This window comes from Aliiroseovarius sp. ABM4_368 (assembly GCF_056161205.1).
The window spans coordinates 298744-317733 of sequence record NZ_JBSWYR010000002.1; the positions used below are offsets into that span (position 1 = coordinate 298744).

20 protein-coding genes are annotated in these 18990 nt (G+C 56.4%); 12 read left to right on the forward strand and 8 right to left on the reverse strand.

What is annotated here, in order from left to right:
- The first annotated feature begins 1 nt into the window (after position 1).
- The 4 genes from ACXAH3_RS07420 (at position 2) to ACXAH3_RS07435 (ending at position 6357) form a co-directional block, all read left to right on the forward strand.
- Positions 2-1942 (forward strand): glycosyltransferase family 2 protein, encoded by a 1941-nt coding sequence (locus ACXAH3_RS07420; protein WP_474861443.1) that lies wholly within the window; start codon positions 2-4, stop codon positions 1940-1942.
- Entirely contained in the window at positions 1939-3051 is a 1113-nt protein-coding gene (locus ACXAH3_RS07425; RefSeq protein WP_474861444.1) for a glycosyltransferase 61 family protein, read from the forward strand. Before ACXAH3_RS07420 ends, ACXAH3_RS07425 begins: the two co-directional genes overlap by 4 nt.
- Positions 3052-3108: 57 nt before the next feature.
- A complete protein-coding gene (locus tag ACXAH3_RS07430) occupies positions 3109-4917 on the forward strand; it encodes a tetratricopeptide repeat protein (protein WP_474861445.1) in 1809 nt (602 codons plus the stop codon).
- Between the two features lie 96 nt (positions 4918-5013).
- On the forward strand, positions 5014-6357 hold the full coding sequence (locus ACXAH3_RS07435) for a GSCFA domain-containing protein (RefSeq protein ID WP_474861446.1): 1344 nt from the start codon (positions 5014-5016) through the stop codon (positions 6355-6357).
- A 14-nt stretch (positions 6358-6371) separates the two neighbouring features.
- On the opposite strand, the gene ACXAH3_RS07440 is transcribed toward ACXAH3_RS07435, so the two are convergent.
- Genes ACXAH3_RS07440 through ACXAH3_RS07455 form a run of 4 tightly spaced genes read right to left on the reverse strand, consistent with a single transcriptional unit; the run spans position 6372 to position 8978 of the window.
- Entirely contained in the window at positions 6372-6563 is a 192-nt protein-coding gene (locus ACXAH3_RS07440; protein ID WP_474861447.1) for a Trm112 family protein, read from the reverse strand.
- Positions 6560-7204 carry an LON peptidase substrate-binding domain-containing protein gene (locus ACXAH3_RS07445; protein ID WP_474861448.1) on the reverse strand — a complete coding sequence of 215 codons (645 nt, stop codon included), beginning with the start codon at positions 7202-7204 and terminating at the stop codon, positions 6560-6562. The genes ACXAH3_RS07440 and ACXAH3_RS07445 overlap by 4 nt, the downstream gene beginning before the upstream one ends.
- Before the next feature lie 27 nt (positions 7205-7231).
- Positions 7232-8134 carry a thioredoxin gene (gene trxA, locus ACXAH3_RS07450; protein ID WP_474861449.1) on the reverse strand — a complete coding sequence of 301 codons (903 nt, stop codon included), beginning with the start codon at positions 8132-8134 and terminating at the stop codon, positions 7232-7234.
- Positions 8135-8189: 55 nt separating this feature from the next.
- Positions 8190-8978, reverse strand: a complete 789-nt coding sequence (locus ACXAH3_RS07455; protein WP_474861450.1) for an exodeoxyribonuclease III — start codon at positions 8976-8978, stop codon at positions 8190-8192.
- A gap of 265 nt (positions 8979-9243) precedes the next feature.
- Here ACXAH3_RS07455 and ACXAH3_RS07460 point away from each other — a divergent pair, with 265 nt between their 5' ends.
- A complete protein-coding gene (locus ACXAH3_RS07460) occupies positions 9244-10080 on the forward strand; it encodes a LytTR family DNA-binding domain-containing protein (RefSeq protein ID WP_474861451.1) in 837 nt (278 codons plus the stop codon).
- Positions 10081-10090: 10 nt separating this feature from the next.
- On the opposite strand, the gene ACXAH3_RS07465 is transcribed toward ACXAH3_RS07460, so the two are convergent.
- Complete coding sequence (locus ACXAH3_RS07465) at positions 10091-10468, reverse strand: VOC family protein (RefSeq protein ID WP_474861452.1); 378 nt, start codon at positions 10466-10468, stop codon at positions 10091-10093.
- 85 nt (positions 10469-10553) lie between these two features.
- Between ACXAH3_RS07465 and soxR the strand changes: the two genes are divergently transcribed.
- From soxR to ACXAH3_RS07490, 5 genes are all read left to right on the forward strand, one after another.
- Complete coding sequence (gene soxR, locus ACXAH3_RS07470; protein WP_474861453.1) at positions 10554-11021, forward strand: redox-sensitive transcriptional activator SoxR; 468 nt, start codon at positions 10554-10556, stop codon at positions 11019-11021.
- Positions 11022-11090: 69 nt separating this feature from the next.
- The gene (locus ACXAH3_RS07475) at positions 11091-12221 is read left to right on the forward strand and encodes a hypothetical protein (protein ID WP_474861454.1); all 1131 of its coding nucleotides are present in this window, start codon (positions 11091-11093) and stop codon (positions 12219-12221) included.
- 54 nt (positions 12222-12275) lie between these two features.
- Complete coding sequence (locus ACXAH3_RS07480) at positions 12276-12389, forward strand: hypothetical protein (protein WP_474861810.1); 114 nt, start codon at positions 12276-12278, stop codon at positions 12387-12389.
- Between the two features lie 263 nt (positions 12390-12652).
- On the forward strand, positions 12653-13756 hold the full coding sequence (locus tag ACXAH3_RS07485; RefSeq protein ID WP_474861455.1) for a TauD/TfdA family dioxygenase: 1104 nt from the start codon (positions 12653-12655) through the stop codon (positions 13754-13756).
- 166 nt (positions 13757-13922) lie between these two features.
- Positions 13923-14816 carry an amidohydrolase family protein gene (locus ACXAH3_RS07490; RefSeq protein ID WP_474861456.1) on the forward strand — a complete coding sequence of 298 codons (894 nt, stop codon included), beginning with the start codon at positions 13923-13925 and terminating at the stop codon, positions 14814-14816.
- A 93-nt stretch (positions 14817-14909) separates the two neighbouring features.
- On the opposite strand, the gene ACXAH3_RS07495 is transcribed toward ACXAH3_RS07490, so the two are convergent.
- Positions 14910-15596 carry a response regulator transcription factor gene (locus ACXAH3_RS07495; protein WP_474861457.1) on the reverse strand — a complete coding sequence of 229 codons (687 nt, stop codon included), beginning with the start codon at positions 15594-15596 and terminating at the stop codon, positions 14910-14912.
- 151 nt (positions 15597-15747) lie between these two features.
- Here ACXAH3_RS07495 and ribA point away from each other — a divergent pair, with 151 nt between their 5' ends.
- On the forward strand, positions 15748-16827 hold the full coding sequence (gene ribA, locus ACXAH3_RS07500; RefSeq protein ID WP_474861458.1) for a GTP cyclohydrolase II: 1080 nt from the start codon (positions 15748-15750) through the stop codon (positions 16825-16827).
- Positions 16828-16844: 17 nt separating this feature from the next.
- Positions 16845-17333, forward strand: coding sequence for a L,D-transpeptidase family protein (locus ACXAH3_RS07505; protein ID WP_474861811.1), 489 nt, complete (start codon positions 16845-16847; stop codon positions 17331-17333).
- A gap of 3 nt (positions 17334-17336) precedes the next feature.
- Here ACXAH3_RS07505 and ACXAH3_RS07510 read toward each other — a convergent pair whose 3' ends face one another.
- A complete protein-coding gene (locus tag ACXAH3_RS07510) occupies positions 17337-17990 on the reverse strand; it encodes a YggS family pyridoxal phosphate-dependent enzyme (RefSeq protein WP_474861459.1) in 654 nt (217 codons plus the stop codon).
- 90 nt (positions 17991-18080) lie between these two features.
- On the reverse strand, positions 18081-18923 hold the full coding sequence (locus ACXAH3_RS07515; protein WP_474861460.1) for a porin: 843 nt from the start codon (positions 18921-18923) through the stop codon (positions 18081-18083).
- Positions 18924-18990 lie beyond the last annotated feature (67 nt).

Genomic DNA, 18990 nt, shown 5'->3' on the forward strand with positions numbered 1-18990 from the left:
TATGCCCCAACGCACCCTTGTCACAGCCGCCCGCAACGAAGGGCCCTATCTGGTCGAATGGATCGCATGGCACCGGATGATCGGCTTTGACCAGATCGTAGTGTTTGACGAACCGTCGCAAGATGGCTCAACCCCGTTGTTGGACGCTTTGGATCAGGCGGGAGTGATCAAGCGTGTCGACAATGCGGATCCGGGGGCCGCCTTGGATCACGCCACCCGCGCCCTAAACAAGGCCGTGAACCTGCCGGACGTGCAGAATGCTGATTGGGCGATGGTGCTGGATGTGGACGAGTTTTTGATGATCCACACCGGGGATGGCAGCCTTGATGCGCTTTTCACCGCGACCCCAGATGCACACGCCATTAGCCCGTGCTGGCGGTTTTTTGGCGATGGCGGGCAAAGGGAATTTGTGGACGCTCCGGTGACAGTGCAATTCACCTGTGCGGCCTCGGACGACGCGCTGGAACAGAACCCACACCCCGGTATAAAGACCCTATTCCGCCCAAATATGGCCAGTGGGCTCCGCCCCCACCGCCCCATTTTGCGTGAGGATCTACAAACTGATCCTGAATTTGTTTGGCGAAACGGCGCAGGCGATCGGTTCGACACCAGCCTTCAGCAGAAAGGATGGCGCGCGCCTGCCGGTCAAGATGGTCGCGACTTGTGCGAGGTGCATCACTATATGATCCGCAGCACCGAGAGTTTCGTGGCGCAGTCGCTAAGCCCGACCTTGCCCGGCAGCGATACACAAGGCTTTGACACCAGTGCCTATGACCGCTTTAACTGCAACGGCCAACGCCGTCCGGTGATGCTGCCCTTCGCCACTCGACTGTCGGCGCAAATCGAGGCATTGATGGAACTTCCCGGCGTTCGTGGTGCCCATCAGGATTGCGTCGCCGCCTACACACAGGCGATTGCCCAGATGCGCGCCGGCCTGAATCCAGAAGACCCCAAAGACGCAGCCATCCTTGCGCTTCTGTCACCCACCACCGATCAGGCCGAGGAATTCGCAGCCGAGGACAACACTCCTGCCCCACAGATCGAAACCGCCCCTCGTTGGCTGGCCGATTTCCGGCGCAGCGATCACCGTAGGGGATTTTATCAGTCGCTGCCCAAATGCGCGCTACAGTTTACGGATCGGCGATCGGACGTTCTGATCGTGTCCTTCGACAACCTGTCCAGCGTCAATGATCCAGCGCTCTCGCGCGAGACGTGGGGTTATCCCTTCTATCGCGATGAAGGATGGTCTCATCTGGGTGTGCTTGCCTTCGAACGCTACTGGTATCGCGACGACGCCCTGTTTGACGCTCTGAAAAAAATGGCCACAGACGGGTTCTTCAAGGGCTATCGAAAGGTAATTTTAACCGGCACGTCGATGGGCGCGTACGCCGCCACCGCCTTTGCGGATCTGGTGCCCGGCTGCACAGTATTGGCATTTTCTCCGCAATCCACCCTGCATGAGGGGCTGGTCCCGTGGGAGGAACGCTTTAATTCAGGCCGCAAACAGGACTGGTCAGGCCGCTACGCCGATGCACCGCGCCATTGCAGCAAAGCGGATCAGGTCTTTGTGTTCTATGACCCCTATTTCGAACCCGACGCCAAACACGCTGTGCGCTATGATGGGGAGAATATCACCTTTCTGAAAAGCTGGCACTCCTCGCACAAATCCGCGCTGTTTCTGCGTCGCGCCAAGGTTCTGAAAACAATCGTGCGCGAGGCTGTCGCGGGGAAGCTTACGCCCGCACGTTATTACGCGCTTTATCGCACACGCCGCGATCTGCCTTGGTTCTTGAACGGTTTGGCCGACCGGCTGGCCGAGCAAGGTCGCGACCAGCTTGCATTGCGACTTGCGGACTGGCTATCTGAACACAACCACATTGCCCTTGCGAACAAGGTTAAGCAGCGGCACCATACAGGCAAAACGGATAAGAAAACCTCATGACTTTTAGCGCCCCTTCGCTGGCTGACAGCATTGCCGACAAAATTGACGTTCTGGACAACGCCCTTGTGATCCCGCCGCCCAAAGGCGATGCGAACCGGTCTGTCCAGAAGTCGGGCGTCTTGGATGCCGACGGCAATTTCGTGGCCAACAGCATCACGTGGCGCAACACCAACCAGATCAATCTGGAACCGCCCATGCCCGCAGCTGACGAGATTACCGAGCTGAAGGGCAACTATATGTTCGCAGGGCCCCTGTTCGGTCATTTCGGGCATTTTCTTGTGGAAAGCATCTGCCGTTTCTGGGCCGTGGATCAGCTGCGCGACAAGATCGATGGCGTGGTCTGGGTACCCAAGTTCCAGAATCGCCCACAGCACGTGCTGAACGTCTTTAAACCGCTGTCTGAAATGCTGGGCATCGACGTGCCTTTGTTCAATCTGGAAGACCCAACCCGCGTCGAAAAGCTGTACGTCCCGCAGCAAGGCTTTGGCATGTTCGAGATGATCGAAGGCGCACCCGAGTTTCGCGAGTTTGTTGGCCGCATTGGCGATCACGCCCCAGCCCCCAAAGGGGCCGAGAAGATCTATATCTCGCGCACTCAACTGCCGCCGCAGCGTGGCAGCATTCTGGGCGAGAAGGTGCTGGAAGAGAAGCTCAAGGCCGAAGGGTACGTCCCCTTCCATCCGCAAAAGCACAACTTCCAAGAGCAGATCGAGGCCTACCGCGCCGCGCGCTATATCGTGTCGACCGACTGTTCGCCGCTGCATCTGGCTGCGCTTGTTGGGGATGCCGATCAAAAGGTGGCCTGTATCGCCCGTCGCGCCGGAAATCTGGATCAGATCTTTGCCCGCCAGATGAAAGCCTTCCAAGGGATCGAGACGACGACAGTCAGCGCGCTCATGCGCAACTGGATCCCGGAATCCGATAACCGCCCCAGCCGCGTTTCATTTGGCGAGGTCGACTTTACCGTCATGTATGAACGCCTAAAACAGGGCGGCTTTATCGAAAACGAAACGCCTTGGGTCCATCTTGATGACGACCAACGGAAAGAGGCGCTGGCCGAGCTTGAAGTCTCGCAAAAGCAGGCCTTCAAACCGTTTGAAAAGAAATAATGTGACCGATTGGCCCCGGCTCCGGCTGGACAAAAATTCAACAAGGAGCACCGCACCGTGACTGATCTTCTTTCCAGACTTGCCATTTTGCACGGCACGGACAAATTCGGCTATCACGACTATACGCCCAATTATTTCAAGCTGTTGGCGCATCTGCGGGACAAGCCTGTGAAGATCCTTGAAATCGGGGTTGGGGGTTACGCGGATGACGATCGGGGCGGGCAATCACTTCGGATGTGGCGTGATTTCTTCGAGAACGGCGAAGTGACCGGGATCGATATTCAGAAAAAGACCATGGATCTGGGACCACGCGTAAAAATCCTGCAGGGCAGCCAAGTGGACCCGGATTTCCTGGCCGAAGTGATCGCGGAACGCGGACCGTTTGACATTATTGTGGATGACGGCTCGCACAGGAACGAGCATATCGTTGAAAGCTATCAGATCCTGTTCCCGACGCTGAACCCCGGCGGGGTTTATATCGCCGAAGACGTCCAAACCTCGTTCCACCCGCGGTTTGGTGGCTCGCTAACATTGGACGAGCCCAACAGCGTGGGATATTTCGGCACGCTGATGCAGCAGCTGAACACAGGCAGCGATGATCCGCTGATCCGCGATGTTGCAGGGATGGAGCGGTATCACAACATCATCGCCCTGCATAAACGTGACGCGGGCGGAAACGACCGCGATGTGTTCAGTTCTTCCTTGTTCGAGCGGTACAAAGATACTGCGCCCAAACTGGCATTTTACGGGCGCGATGACATAGATATCAGCGCGTTGACCGAGGTGACCGGCAAAACCTCTTCCGCCAAGGATGGCAGCACCGCAGACATCGCGATCTGGACTCTGTCGGACGATACGCCCTTTGAAACGGACACGCTAGAAACCCGCCTGTCGGCGATGGGCGACAACAGTGTTATGGTCTTGCGCAGCGATGATCCCGACGCGGATTTCGCCCCGGATGGCACCGTGATGTCCTATGCCAAGCACCGCTTCACCATGGTCGATCATGTTGAAATCGTTGTACATTACCCCAAGGCCGAGATCGACGCGCTGGCCCCCATGATCTATTCGGTCGAGCGCACACAGGACGCGCTGGTTCTGTATAAAACCCCCAATACCTATCCCTCGAACTTCGCCTATGACGCCGAAAATGCCCAAGCATCGTCAGCGCTGAACCAGATGGAGGCCGTTCTGGAAGACGCGACCGAAGAAGGCGGGCTTGTACAATATGCCGGGATCCTCACCCGCCACCGCTCGCGCGAGGCGGCGGCGGATATTCTGGCGCGATTGGGCGATCTGGGCGCGACCTCGCGCGAGTACTACCTGATGGCAGGTGCATTGGCCCAGCGCGAACGGCGCTTGGACGACGCGGAGAACCTTTTCTCGACCGCCTTGGAGAAGTTCAAAGACGACGCACAATTCAGCGTCATGCTAGCCGGCGTCAAAATCGGCAAGCGCGAACTGGAGCAGGCCGAAGTCGTTTTGCGCAATGCGCTTGCCGTGAATCCGCGCGCGCGGGCCGTGATCTCGCAACTGATCAAGGTTCTGGCGCTACGTGACAACCGTGCCGAGGCGATCGAATTGACCAAGTCGTCGGTCAACATGTTCCCACAACATCTGCGCCCAGCGCGGTGGGTTCAGCTTTCTCAATTGCTCCGCGCGGACGGTCGTGCGGACGACGCCCGCGAGGCCGTCAATAAGGGGCTCGAGCTGGACGCCGAAAACCCCGATGCCTTGATCGAACTGGCCGAGCTGGAATTGGCCACGAACAATGTGCAAAGCGCTCGCGACATTGCCGAGCGTGTACAGTCTGCACATCCCAAGCATCGCCATCTGGCCGCGCTTTTGAAGAACATCCCGGCCTGACCCCTTCCAAGTCGGGGAAACTGCCCCACCACTCCCTTTCCTTCAAGGGCATGGGGTGTATAGTTTCTATGTAGGCGTATAAAATCGAGTAACTGGATGTCAGATAATCCCCTAGAATCCATCTCTGGTGCAGAGGCATTCAAACGCATCAGACGCAACAAGCTGCGGCGCTATCCCTCGCCCGAGCGGGATGGGGACCGGCTGTACCCTTTGGCGTCGCCTGCCGCCAAACCGTCTTTCAGCATCCAGCAGACCGACAAGATTTTTACAATCGGATCGTGTTTCGCACGGAATGTCGAAGCAGCACTGATCGACAATGGCCTGACCGTCACCAGCCGCGAGCTGGATCTTGGCCCAATCGGAGAGAGCCTTGGTTTTGCAGCGAACTTCTATAACAAATACTCGATCCACTCGGTCCTGAACGAAATTCGTTGGGCGCTAGAACCTGACACGTTCCCCGGCGAAGACATCATCTATCCGGTGAATGAAGGCAAGGAATACGCCGACCTGCAACTGGGCATGGCACGGCTGAAGTATCCGCTGGACGAGATTATGGATTTTCGTCAGCGATTTACTGGCGTGATGGGCCGGGTTTTAGAGGCGGATGTGATCATCATCACGCTGGGCTATGTGGAAACTTGGTACGACAACAAGCTGGGCATCTATCTGAATGTCTCGCCCCCGCAGCCCCTTGTGAACGCCAATCCCGACCGGTTCGAATTTCGCGTGCTCAGCTTTCAGGATGTGCTTGATGGGCTGGAGGATATCTATGCCCTACTGACCAAACACCGCACCAAGCCTTTGAAAATGTTGCTGACAGTCTCGCCCGTGCCGCTTCTGTCCACCTTCCGTGACATGGACGTGCTGGTCGCCAACGCCTATTCCAAATCGGTGCAACGCGCCGCGTTAGAGCAGTTTGTGCTGAACCGGGAGGGCGTGGATTACTTCCCGTCTTATGAATTCGTCACCCTGTCTAACCCAAATGTCGCTTGGTCACGCGGGGATTATCGCCACGTGTCGCCAGATCTAGTTGCCCGGATCATGGCCAATGTGGTGCAAAGCTATATCGACAGCCCTTCGGGTCAGCAGCAGGAAGACACGCTCGAGGCACTTTTGGCCTCGGCTCGGATGCTGGACAAGTTGGATGACAGCGAAGATCTGTTCAAGCTTTATGACGCCAACAAGGAAATCTTCGCCAGCAGTGCCGAAGCGCTCGCCTTATTTGGTAAACGATACGTCCAAGCCCGCAATTTTGAACCTGCATTCGAGTGTTTCGAGACCGCTTCCAAGCTGGAACCCGCGACGCCAAATTACCTTGAGCGGTTGATTACCCTGTGCCGCCCGTTACGGTCCCCAGATGCAGCCAAAAACCTGCTGAAAGAACACGAGCATCGCTTCCCGGATCGGCGGGAATTTCGTGAACGGATCAACTGGGTTTAAGCAGGTCGAAGGGCTTAGTCTTCGATTTTACGCGCTTCGTCGACCAGCATCACAGGGATGCCGCCACGGATCGGGAAAGCCAAATTGGCAGCTTTCGACAGCAGTTCTTGCTTATCCGCGTCATAGGTCAGTTGCGTCTGCGTGACGGGACAAACCAATGCCTCGATCATGCGGCGGTCGAACTTGGTCTCAGATGGGGTGGTCATTGAACTTTCTCCTCGCCAGCGCCTTTGCGCAACGCAAATTCCATAAGAGTTACAAGGGTCTCACGGCGGGTTTGCAGCGATGGTGCCTCTAGCAACGCCTGCTTATCCTCAGCTGCAAAAGGGCACAACATGGACAGAGCGTTGATCAGTAATTCATCCTCGGCGACCTCAAGGCTTTCCCAATCGGTCTGCAACTCCTGTAAGTTAAAATAACGCGTCAGCAGCGCCAAAAACGCCTCGCGATTCAGGCCGGTATCATGTTCTGCCTTGCCAAGGTCGCGGTCGAAACTATCCCAACCCATCTGCGCTTTCAGATAGGGCAAGAACCCGGTTTCCAATTGCCCTAAACGAAAGCGCGACACACCGGTCAGCGTGACCATATAGCGCCCGTCTTCGGTTTCCGTGAAACTGGTGATCCGCCCCGCGCAGCCGATGCTGTGCAGCCGCGTATCTTCGCCGCATTCCTCGCCGATGGGTTGGATCATCCCGATCAACCGCTCGGGCGTTTTTAAGGCGTCATCGACCATCGCAAGATAGCGCGGTTCGAACACATGCAAGGGAAGCCGGCCACGAGGCAAGAGCAATGCGCCCGGCAACGGGAAGATCGGAAGGACGTCCGGCAAGTCAGCTGATGAGATCATGACACCAGTCTAGCGCGACTTTTCCGTTCACACAAAGATCATCGACGACAGCTTGCGGCGACCGGTCAGCGCGATCGGATCTTTGGCGTCCAAAGCATCGAAAATGGTGAACAGCTGCTGCTTAGCGGCGGCGTCATTCCAGTCTCTATCCCTGCGGAAAAGCTCCAAAAGCTCGTCTACAGCGCCTTGCACATCACCGTCTGCGTTCATCGCAACGGCCAGATCGAACCGCGACTGGTGATCATCGGGGTTGGCGTCGACGGCGGCGCGCAGTTCGGCCAAGGGACCGGCGCTTTCAGCCTGACGCGCAAGTTCGATCTGGGCGCGGACGGCTTCGATTTCAGGGGCTTCCGAGATCTCGGCAGGCGCACCATTCAGGGTTGCCTCGGCATCGTCAGCACTGCCGACAGCAAGATGTGTACGGGCCAAACCAGCATAGGCCGCGGCCGAGTTAGGGTCTTCTTCAAGGATGGCGGCATAGGTTTGGGCGGCGTCCTGAACCTCGCCTGCCTCCAGCATCTCATCTGCGGCTGCAATGGCATCTGCCAGACCACCATCGCCCCCAAGGGCCGCAACGCGCTTTACGAATTCCTCGATCTCGCTGGGCGGAACCGCGCCTTGGAATCCATCCACGGGCTGGCCTTGCCAGAAGGCATAGACCGTCGGGATCGACTGCACGCGCATTTGACCAGCAATCATCTGGTTTTCGTCGACATTCACTTTGGCCATGCGAACCTTGCCGCCTTCAGCGGTCACAGCGGCTTCAAGGGCCGGGCCAAGCGTCTTACACGGACCGCACCACGGCGCCCAGAAATCGACGATCACTGGCACCTCTTGCGAGGCTTCAATCACGTCCTGCATGAAGGTCGCTTCACCCACATCTTTGATCAGTTCCACGCCGTCTGACGCGCCGCCCAGTTCAAGTTCCATGGCCTTGGCTCCGTTTAATAGGTCTAACGACTATATGGCGCGGGTCGGACAGGATTTAAAGATCAAACGTCGCGAAGACCGGCGCGTGATCCGACGGTTTCTCCCACCCACGCGCATCGCGCATCACCCGCGAGCCATGACCGGCGTTCGAGATGTCGGGCGTGGCCCAGACGTGATCCAGTCGACGGCCCTTGTCCGCAGCATTCCAATCCTTGGCACGATAGGACCACCAGCTGTAAAGCTGCCCTTCGGGAATATCCTGACGGGTGATATCGACCCAACCAGCGGCGTCTTGCACGTCACCCAGAGCCTCGACCTCGACCGGGGTATGGCTGACCACTTTCAGAAGCTGTTTGTGCGACCAGACGTCATCCTCGCGCGGGGCGATGTTCAGGTCGCCCACAAGGATCGACTTTTGCGGCTTGGCCTTGCCAAAATGGTTCCGCATGTCGGTGAGGTAATCAAGCTTTTGGCCAAACTTCTCGTTCACCTCGCGGTCAGGCACGTCACCGCCCGCTGGTACATAGAAGTTGTGAACTGTCACACCGTTTTCCAGCTGCCCCGCGATGTGGCGCGCATGGCCCAGATCGGCGAAATCGAAGCTCTCGGCTTCGACCATGGGGATGCGCGACAGGATCGCGACGCCGTTGTAACCCTTCTGCCCACGGGCCACCATGTGGGTGTAGCCCAGCGCCTTGAAGCCCTCCATCGGGATCTTTTCCACCGGGCTTTTACATTCCTGAAGGCAAAGCACGTCTGGCGCTTCTTCTTCCAGCAGTTTCAGCACGATGGGTTCGCGCAGACGGACCGAGTTGATGTTCCAAGTGGCAAGGGTAAAGCTCATCGCGCGTCTTCCTGTTGATGGTCGCTTGAACCATCAGTCTTGCCAGAAAATCGGAACTGGCACCATTCAGAAATTATTTACAACTTTGGAATAGAAAAGAGCGCCGAGTGCATTAGGCACTGGCGCTCTAGTATCATGGTAAATACTAACTACTTAACCCACCGTTCTCGGCCATCATGCCACTACAGCATTTGACCCACCTTAAGCTCCATGATTAAGTTTTGATCACATGAAAAAACCAACAAATACAGCTCGGTGGAATGAAATGCATGTATTTGCCATAAATGGCACACGCATAAAATGTGACTGGAGCGTTGTTCACCACCTATTGACCTCGGGTCGCATGAACGGGGCGATCGTGCTGATCGCGCTGGCAATGGCGACCTTTAAGTCAACAATCTATGGGGTCGAAACATCGTATCTGGGCCGGATCGTATTTTGGCAGTTCGGGGTTTATATGACCGTGCTGTATTGGTACCTCGTAGCGCGCATATTTCATACGGTCCTGTACTGGCTAAAGATCGAGATTGCGATCTTCAACTATTTGATAACTGCCCTTGCGACGGTTGCGGCAGTCTATTCAAGCACAACACTTACAGATCTTTTGTTGGACATCACGTTATCGGCCTCGGATCTGGCGTGGGCTGATTACTTTCGCAATCTTGTTATCGCTGCGCTTGTGGAGTTCTTGATTGCAACCAGCATCTGGCCAAATTTCTGGTCAGAGGTGGCCCCCAAAGACACCCCTGACGTTCTTCAACCAGACGATCCCGAGAAAACTAAAGTTACGTTTAAGGACACAGTGATTCATCTCGAATCGCTTTTGCACGTTCGCTCGCAAGAGCACTATTTAGAATTCGTGTTCGAACAGACCAAGCTTCTGTTGCGGGGCGCGTTGAAGGATTTCGTGGAGTTGTGTGACCATGCGCACGGCATTCAGTGCCATCGCTCGCATTGGGTGGCAAAGAAGGCCGTAACTGGCCGCAAGCGTCAAAAAGGAAGTCCGGTGTTGCAATTGTCGAACGGCACGAATGTCCCAATTGCGCGCGGCCGACTGGCGGACGTTAAGGCATGGCTTATGCAACACCGGCCCGAGATCTGATCATCGCGGATCAGGCGTAGGACACGACCTCCCATTCGACGCCATCATGGTCATCGAAGTAGAAGCGTTTGCCCGGCTCGTAATCCCCGTGATTATGCGGTTTGAACCCAGCAGCCTTAACCCGTGCCTCGGTCGCAGTGATGTCATCCACAGTGACGCCCACATGGTTCAACCCGGCACGGGTTGTATAGGAATGCTGCGGGTCTTTCATCGCAATGTTGGGCGTGTATAGAGCCACATACGACCCCTCGTCGCCCACATGCGCGGTATAGCCACCGGACATGGCGTTGCCCTCCCACCGGATTTTCCAGTTGAACACCGCGCCCAACCACGCGGCTGTTGCTTTGGGGTCGCTTACAGTCACATTCACATGTTCCAGATTTGCCATATTGGCCTCCTTGATTACTGGTGCGACTCGGTTGATAATTCCTAAAGTTAACTTTAGCTCAAGCTTTTTCTTTCGGAGACCTAACATGGAGCGCAGGAACGAAATTTCCATCGGCACATTGGCAAACCGCACCGGACTGGCCGTGTCCGCAATCCGGTATTACGAGACCCAAGGATTGGTCGCGCCAGAGCGCAATGCCGGCGGGCAACGACGGTTCCTTCGGTCCGACATTCGACGGCTAAGCTTTGTGATGATCGCGCAGAAGTTTGGCTTCACACTGGACCGCATCCGCGAAGTTCTGGGACGGCTTCCTCAAAGCCGTACGCCAACGGCCAAAGACTGGACCGAGATTTCGCAAGACTTCCGCACGGAACTTGATGAACAGATTCAGTCACTAACCCGCCTGCGAGACAAGCTGGACGGGTGCATCGGCTGTGGCTGCCTGTCTTTGGATCGCTGCGCGCTGTACAACCCGGACGATGTGGCGGCGGATAAGGGCGCGGGGCCGCGATACTTAATGGGGGATGAAGCGGTAAGGCCGGAAGATCAGTAATCACAACGCTGGAGTCACAGCTTATGATCCCCTATTCAATTGGCTATGCACAAAAGAACAACAACGCCCATGTCACACACGCCGGCACATCAGACGGATATCCCGCGCTTGGCGGCTCTGTTTGTCGTTATGGCCGCGTTAATTTGGCATCTGGGGCTTCAGCTCGCGCCGACCCCCTGGGTATTAACTCACTATTATTTCAGCTATGAACACGAGTTCTTGAAACGCGCATTCCCCGGCACGGTTTTGCGACTGGTTGGCTCTCCCGATCCGTGGTCCGTTATGACCACCAGCCTTATCATTATTGCAGTGGTAACCGCGGCTCTGATCTGGTCGGTCTCATGGCTGACACGTCGGGCACAGGTGCAAGATCGGGCGCTATTGCTTCTGTTTTTTCTGGGATGTCCAGCGTTTTTGGGGCACTTTCTGCTAGATCTTGGACGCTATGATATTTTTCTGATTTTTCTGACACTTCTGGGTATCTGGATATGCGCGCATGTACGGTTCTGGCAGGGGCTGGGCGCAGTGATGGCCCTTCAGACACTCGCCATCCTGACGCACGAGATCGCGTTCCTATGTACCATTCCTATCAGCCTGATGGCACTAGCAGTTCTGAAAGGACGCACGGCCAAGCTGGTCCCAATGCTTCTGGCGCTAATATTGTTAGGGCTGATCACATTTGCTGTGTTCAAATACGGCGGCTCGGACACGCAAAGCTTCGACGCGCTCATGTCGCTGTATCACGCGCGTTATGATGGGTTGGTCAGTGACCTGTCCCTACGTGTCCTTTTTCGGGACCTAAGCGAGAATGCCGCCTATTCAGCAGGATATGTGCTGGACCCAAACCGATTGCTCGAGAACCTGATTGTCCTAGCACTGTTCTTGCCTTTCATGCACCTGACGCTGGGCATCATTGCACGGTCTGATCTTCGGGCAAGATTTGGAATGCCCCTTATCCTGATTGGCGTCTTCGCACCTCTGCTGCTTAGCTTTGTAGGGCACGACCAGTTTCGCTGGTGGAGCTTTGTCTTCGCCAATCTTTACCTGCTGATGTGGATCAGCGCCTTTGATCAGCCCGCACTGCGCGATCGGCTTCTGAGCACAATCCGCGCAAAACGCAGACTTCTTTGGATCACATCTATCCTGTTCCTGATCGTTGGTCCGATGGGGATCGAAACTGCGTTCTGGTTCACACGGTAACGTACAGGTTGCTCAATTGGTTTTTGGCCCCAGAACACCACCTCGGTCAGCGCCCTGAAAAGCCACTGGTCCCTCAGCCCGTGGTGGCGTTCAGCTTTTGAAACGCTGCTGATTGGGGGGGCAGCGGCAGCGTTGGCCTATGGTGTGGGCAGTTTGTTTAATGTGTAATCACGTAAGTCAAATTCTTAGCGTACCACCGGCAGTGCGCGCCCCTCAGGACGCAAAATAGACTTGCGACAACTCATCCCTATTGGCATAGCTCAGATCAACGCGAACAAGGTTTACTGAGATGCATGTCGTATTGGGGCAGCGCCCCGGACATCCATATAAAAAAGCCTATGATTGGTGGCCACCCCCCGGTCACCACACCTGACTGGCGCGGCCGGTCACATCATTAATAGCTTAACAATCTCAGTAACATGGAGTTTCCCATGACCAGTGCAACCATGCACGACGCAACCGTGTTCATCCAATGGGACGACGGACAAGACGCCCATTTCCCTTTCATCTGGCTGGCTGATAACGACCCCGCCGGATTTCACCCGCAGACACAGGAACGGATCACCGATCTGACCGCCATCTCGCTGGACAAAACGCCCGAGGTGATCGAGGCCAACGACAAGACCCTGACCATCCATTGGGCGGGCGACAAAACCGTGTCGAGCTTCGATATGAACTGGCTGAAGGCCCACCGCCCCGGCCAATATGCCTTTGATCCGGCGCGCACCGGCTTCACCACTTGGCGTTCAGATCTTGGTGCCGAAGGTGTACCCCGCGCCAATGCACGCGATATCATGACCTCGGACATCGCGTTGAAAGACTGGCTGATCGCCACGCAGACCTATGGCTATTCGATTGTCGAGGGGCTGGCGGATACGATTGAGGCAGGCACCGACGTTGCCAAGCGCATCGGCTTTCTGCGCGAAACAAATTTCGGACTGGTATTCGAGGTCCAGTCGAAGCCAAACCCGAACAATCTGGCCTATACGCCGATTGCTTTGCCTCTGCACACCGACCTAACCAATCAAGAGCTGCCTCCGGGCTTCCAATTCCTGCACTGTCTGGCAAACGAAGCACGCGGCGGTGGGTCTCTGTTCTGCGACGGCTATGCAATTGCCGAGGACCTGCGCGACCAGGACCCCGAAGCGTTCGAGCTTCTGTCCACAGTGTCAGTCCCCTTCCGCTTCCACGACGAAGACACCGACATCCGCAACCGCAAGAAAGTGATCAATCTTGACGAGGATGGTCGCGTGATCGAGATCTGCTTTAACGCGCATCTGGCGGATATCTTCGATCTGGAGCCTGCGCTGATGGCCCGATACTACCGTGCTTATCGCCAGTACATGATCATGACCCGGTCGGACGAATACGTCGTGTCGCTGCGCCTGAAGGGTGGTGAAATGGTCGTCTTCGACAACCGCCGCGTGCTGCACGGCCGCGAAGCCTTCGACCCACAAACGGGCTTTCGCCATCTGCACGGCTGCTATGTCGACCGCGGTGAATTCGAAAGCCGTCTGCGTGTATTGAGCCGGTAAGGTTCGGATTTAAGAGAAGGGATCGGGCTGAAAAGCCCGGTCCATCAGGCACTAATCTTGCGCAAATAGGGTCAAAGGCAAGCTTTGAAACGGCCTGCGCAGAGTGGCGACACGCGAATACATGCGCTACCGTAGAAGGGCCGAGCCTACTTGCGGAGACGTTCAGATGTCAATTTCCAAGAACACCCCTGCCCTTGCGATGATCGCGCTCTTATCGCTTGCTGGCGCAGCAACCTCCCACGAACACGAGGCTCCCATCGGCGATGCCGTGTCCGAGCTGCCGATTTTCGACGCACATATTCACTATAAAGAACCCGCATGGGGGCCATATCCCGTCGAGAGTGTCGTGCAACTTATGGACAATTCCGGCGTGGCGATGGGGCTGGTGTCTTCGACCCCTGACGAGGGCACGATCATGTTGTGGGAACACGCACCAAACCGTGTGGTGCCAGAACTTCGACCCTATCACGGGGATGCCGGATCTTCGAACTGGACCAGTTTTCCCGAGATGGCTGATTACATCAAAGGGCGTTTAGACAGGTATCCACATGAAGGCATTGGCGAATATCATATCCACAATCGCCGGATGTGGTCCCCAAGCTTGTTTCGTGAACTGATCAAGATCGCCAAGGAACGGGATTTGTACCTGCATGTGCATTCCGGCACCGAGCCGATCCGCTGGCTTTATGACCTTGATCCAGACGTCAAAATCATCTGGGCGCATGCGGGGTTGGGTGAACCCGCAAGCGAGGTTTACCGCTTGATGGCAGAATTCCCAGAGCTCATCGCGGACACGTCTCTGCGGGAACACGCCATTTTGGGATATGGCGACGAGCTTGATCCCGATTGGAAGAAGATCGTGTTCGATTTTCAAGATCGACTAATGGTTGGTAGTGATACTTGGGTCAACAGTCAGTGGGACAACTATGAAGACATCATTGCAATGAACCGCAAATGGTTATCCAAACTACCGCGCAGTGTGGCCGAGAAGATTGCGTATAAGAACGCGGAACGACTGTTTGATCGGGATATTTCGATGGAATTGATTGGCACAAAGTAAAAAAACCGGGCCACGTGGGCCCGGTCAGTCTTCAGGGAGGAAATGTGCCATTTGCGGCAAGGGAGTTACCGCCCTCTTGGCACCAGAGGAACCTTAGGCGTTCAGGCGATAGCCACCGCTTTCAGTTACCAAAAGCCGCGCGTTCGAGGGGTCGGGCTCGATCTTTTGGCGCAGGCGATAGATGTGGGTTTCCAGCGTATGCGTGGTGACGCCCGCGTTATAGCCCCAGACCTCGTGCAGCAGCACATCGCGGGCGACGACGCCATCGGTCGAGCGATAGAGGAACTTCAGGATGTTCGTTTCTTTCTCGGTCAGGCGGACCTTGCGGTCGTCTTCTGTCACCAGCATCTTCACCGACGGCTTGAACGTATACGGCCCAAGCTGGAAAACGGCGTCTTCGGATTGTTCGTGCTGGCGCAGTTGGGCACGGATACGAGCCAAAAGCACAGGGAACTTGAAGGGCTTTGACACATAGTCATTGGCGCCCGCGTCCAGCCCCAGAATGGTGTCTGCGTCAGTGTCATGCCCGGTCAACATCAGGATCGGGCATTTTACACCCTGCTTGCGCATTACGCGGCACAGCTCGCGGCCGTCTGTGTCGGGCAGGCCCACGTCGAGGATCACCAGATCATAAAGGGCTTCCTTAGATTTCACGATAGCCTCGGCCCCGTTTCCGGCTTCGAACACGTCGAAATCCTCGGTCATCAGCAACTGTTCGGCTAAGGCGTCGCGCAGATCCTCGTCGTCATCTACCAGCAAAATCTTTTTCAACGTGGACATGGCGTCCTCCTCTGTCGTGTTGCAATCAAATTTGTGGGCGCGCACGGAAATGACAAGATATGCAACAAAACTCTCACGGGCTCGTGTCAATTCACCGGGAAATGTTTCATATCGTGACAGAACCGCCTATCTAGGGACCGAGAGGATTGCCATGACGCTTGCCCCCAACCAGACCGAGCTTCTTGCCCGCGCCCGTGCCGATTTGCGCATGGGGGTGCCGGTGGTGTTGCGGTTAGATGGGCGAGATGTGATCGCCGCAGCGGCCGAAACCCTATCGGCAGGACGCTTGACCAATCTACGCGCGCTGGGGGATGCCGTTCTGGCGATCACTCCACGTCGGGCGGAAACCTTAAAAGCGCGGGCGTATTCGGATCGGGTTGCGCGAATTGAGCTGCCCTTGGATGCGGACACCCGCTGGATCACCTCGGTTGCGGATCCGGCGGATGACTTGTCAAACCCGATGAAAGGCCCGTTTCGCACCTGTCGCGGCGGAGATGACGCGCTTGAAGCGCACGCGATTGCGCTGTGTAAAGCGGCGCAGCTTCTGCCTTCGGCCTTGGTTGTCGAAACGCTGGATGCCAACGAACTGACCCGAATGCACGGGCTGACCTCGGTCCATCTGGACCAGCACACCCTGCGAGATTTGCACCTGGCCCCCGTGGTCCATGCTCGCCTGCCCATGCAGGTCTCAGAGGCCGGAAAGCTTCATATTTTCCGCCCCGAAGATGGAGGCGAAGAGCACTATGCCGTCGAAATCGGGCGCCCTTCACGGGATGAGCCGGTGCTGGCCCGGTTGCATTCGGCCTGTTTTACCGGCGATGTGCTGGGCAGTCTGAAATGCGATTGCGGCCCGCAGTTGAACGCGGCTTTGGCAGCAATGGGGGCGAATGGTGCGGGTGTACTTTTGTACCTGAACCAAGAGGGTCGCGGCATTGGGTTGGCCAACAAGATGCGCGCCTATTCTCTGCAAGATCAAGGCTTTGACACGGTCGAAGCCAATCACAGGCTGGGTTTCGAAGACGACGAACGTGACTTCCGCATTGGGTCCGAGATCTTGAAATCCATGGGATTTTCGCAGGTCAGACTGATGACCAACAACCCACGCAAAGTGGCGATGATGGAAGAGAACGGCGTGAAAGTAGCCCAGCGCGTGCCGCTTAAGGCCGGGGAAAGTGCGCACAACGCTGACTATCTGGCAACGAAAGCCAAGAAATCCGGGCATTTACTGTGACACCGCGGCGTCATGACATGGTGGTCACCCGCTGGGGTGCACGCTTCATGGGGCGACGATTTCCCGTGGCGATCGGACGCGGCGGCATGACTGATGACAAGCGCGAGGGTGACGGAGCGACCCCTCGTGGCATCTGGCGTCTGTTGGGTGGCGCTTATCGCGCAGATCGGCGGCCCTGCCCCGACACAATACAAGACCTGACGCCCATCGGACCTTCGGATATCTGGTCAGATGACCCCGCCGATCCAGCCTATAACCAAGGGCTGCGCGCGCGGAATTACCCCCGCAGCCACGAAAAGATGCGCATGACCGCGCCGCTTTACGACGTGGTGCTGTTCAGCGACTGGAACTATCCGGACGCCACACCCGGCAGAGGGTCCGCCATTTTCGTGCACCAATGGCGCAAATCGCGCCATCCAACCGCAGGCTGCTTGGCATTCGCACCCAAAGACTTGCGTTGGATCCTTGAGCACTGGACCTCGCACAGCCGGATCATTGTGAAATAGCGATCAACCGTAATCCCGTTCGCCAAATATCGCCGAACCAACACGGACATAAGTCGCACCCTGCGCAATGGCGCGCTCGAAATCACCGCTCATCCCCATCGACAGCCCTTGAAGCCCATATTGCTTCGCCAGCTTGGCCAGCAATGCAAAATGCAGGCTAGGTTCTTCGTCCGCAGGGGGGATGCACATCAGACCCTCGACGGGCAGCTGCAATTCACGGCAAAGATCGACAAGCTCGGCCAGATCATCGGGCAGCACACCCGCTTTCTGATCTTCTTCACCCGTGTTCACTTGGATAAACAAACGCGGGCAGTGGCCGTCTTCTTCAGAAATCCGCGCTATGGCTCGGGCAAGCTTCGGCCGATCGACAGAATGAATCACATCGAAAAGCCCCATCGCTTGACGAGTTTTGTTGGTCTGAAGCGGACCAATCAGGTGCAGCTCGACCCCGTCGAACCTTTCCTTAAGGTCAGGCCACTTGCCCGCGGCCTCTTGCACCTTGTTTTCGCCAAAGACGCGGTGACCTTCCTCCAGCACCGCCACAACACGTTCCAACGGCTGAACCTTGGACACGGCAATCAACTGTGCCGATCCGGGGGTGCGACCCATGCGGGCCTCTTCCTTGGCGATACGGTCCTGAATGTCTGAAAGGGGCATGGGCTATCCTGTGCTTGCTTGAAACAGGTTTCCCAAAAGAAAAGAGCGGGCGCAAGGCCCGCTCTTCCCATTCCAAATAATCCGTTAGGATTAGAAGGTCATGATGATACCCAGATCGGCTTCGGTAACATCGTTGATCTCGCCAACACCGGCGTTGATCGATGCACCGCCACCCAGGTCGTAGGAAACGCCGATGCCGTAAGCGTCGGTCGAACCCAGCGGGGTGTCCAGTTCCGAGTAAGCAGCAGTTACGCTAACTGCACCCATGGTGTAACCAGCGGTCAGGCCGTAAGCGTTGATGTCAGCATCGTCCGCACGCGAGTACAGAGCGTCTACAGCGAAGTCGCCGATGTCAGCACCCAGTTTGATGTGGAACGCGTCGCCGTTGGCAATGTTGCCCCAGTCGTCGTAACCCAGACCAACTTCGTAGTCACCGATGGTGTAGGTGGCTGCGATCGAGAAGTTTTCTGCGCCGTTCATGTCGTACGAAGCAGCAACAGCGAAGTCACCGAAGGTGCCGGTGTACATCAGGTTACCAGCGTCAGCAGCGTCGATCAGAGCTTCAGCGGTGTTGTCGGTACCCAGACCCGAGTAACCGATGTCGCCCAGACCCAAAGTTGCGTCTACAGCCGAACCAACGGTACCAACTGCGAACTTGCCGAAGCCGCCTTCAACCCAAACAACTTGGTTGTCGGTAACGCCCGATGCGCCGTTGTCGAAGGTGATGTCCAGATCGGCACCGAACGACAGACCACCATCGGTTTCACCGGTGAAGTCGATGTTCAGAGTGGTGTAGAAGTCAGCTACCCATTCGTCAGCGGCTGCATCGTTATAGATGAAGCCAAAACCAGCTTCACCACCGAAGCTGATTTCAGCAGCGGCGACACCAGCGGTTGCGACCAGAGCGGTCGAAGCGAAGAGAATCTTTTTCATTTCGTTTTCCCTCATATTTCAAGAGTTGACCTCAATTCAGGGGAATCCGAATTGAGTATGTTTGGGT

What these genes read in the sequence shown, in the direction of transcription:
- ACXAH3_RS07420 (WP_474861443.1), top strand. Translation starts at nt 2, where the DNA reads ATGCCCCAACGCACCCTTGTCACAGCCGCCCGCAACGAAGGGCCCTAT.
- ACXAH3_RS07425 (WP_474861444.1), top strand. Translation starts at nt 1,939, where the DNA reads ATGACTTTTAGCGCCCCTTCGCTGGCTGACAGCATTGCCGACAAAATT.
- ACXAH3_RS07435 (WP_474861446.1), top strand. Translation starts at nt 5,014, where the DNA reads ATGTCAGATAATCCCCTAGAATCCATCTCTGGTGCAGAGGCATTCAAA.
- ACXAH3_RS07440 (WP_474861447.1), bottom strand. Translation starts at nt 6,563, where the DNA reads ATGACCACCCCATCTGAGACCAAGTTCGACCGCCGCATGATCGAGGCA.
- ACXAH3_RS07445 (WP_474861448.1), bottom strand. Translation starts at nt 7,204, where the DNA reads ATGATCTCATCAGCTGACTTGCCGGACGTCCTTCCGATCTTCCCGTTG.
- trxA (WP_474861449.1), bottom strand. Translation starts at nt 8,134, where the DNA reads ATGGAACTTGAACTGGGCGGCGCGTCAGACGGCGTGGAACTGATCAAA.
- ACXAH3_RS07455 (WP_474861450.1), bottom strand. Translation starts at nt 8,978, where the DNA reads ATGAGCTTTACCCTTGCCACTTGGAACATCAACTCGGTCCGTCTGCGC.
- ACXAH3_RS07460 (WP_474861451.1), top strand. Translation starts at nt 9,244, where the DNA reads ATGCATGTATTTGCCATAAATGGCACACGCATAAAATGTGACTGGAGC.
- ACXAH3_RS07465 (WP_474861452.1), bottom strand. Translation starts at nt 10,468, where the DNA reads ATGGCAAATCTGGAACATGTGAATGTGACTGTAAGCGACCCCAAAGCA.
- soxR (WP_474861453.1), top strand. Translation starts at nt 10,554, where the DNA reads ATGGAGCGCAGGAACGAAATTTCCATCGGCACATTGGCAAACCGCACC.
- ACXAH3_RS07475 (WP_474861454.1), top strand. Translation starts at nt 11,091, where the DNA reads ATGTCACACACGCCGGCACATCAGACGGATATCCCGCGCTTGGCGGCT.
- ACXAH3_RS07485 (WP_474861455.1), top strand. Translation starts at nt 12,653, where the DNA reads ATGACCAGTGCAACCATGCACGACGCAACCGTGTTCATCCAATGGGAC.
- ACXAH3_RS07490 (WP_474861456.1), top strand. Translation starts at nt 13,923, where the DNA reads ATGTCAATTTCCAAGAACACCCCTGCCCTTGCGATGATCGCGCTCTTA.
- ACXAH3_RS07495 (WP_474861457.1), bottom strand. Translation starts at nt 15,596, where the DNA reads ATGTCCACGTTGAAAAAGATTTTGCTGGTAGATGACGACGAGGATCTG.
- ribA (WP_474861458.1), top strand. Translation starts at nt 15,748, where the DNA reads ATGACGCTTGCCCCCAACCAGACCGAGCTTCTTGCCCGCGCCCGTGCC.
- ACXAH3_RS07505 (WP_474861811.1), top strand. Translation starts at nt 16,845, where the DNA reads ATGGTGGTCACCCGCTGGGGTGCACGCTTCATGGGGCGACGATTTCCC.
- ACXAH3_RS07510 (WP_474861459.1), bottom strand. Translation starts at nt 17,990, where the DNA reads ATGCCCCTTTCAGACATTCAGGACCGTATCGCCAAGGAAGAGGCCCGC.
- ACXAH3_RS07515 (WP_474861460.1), bottom strand. Translation starts at nt 18,923, where the DNA reads ATGAAAAAGATTCTCTTCGCTTCGACCGCTCTGGTCGCAACCGCTGGT.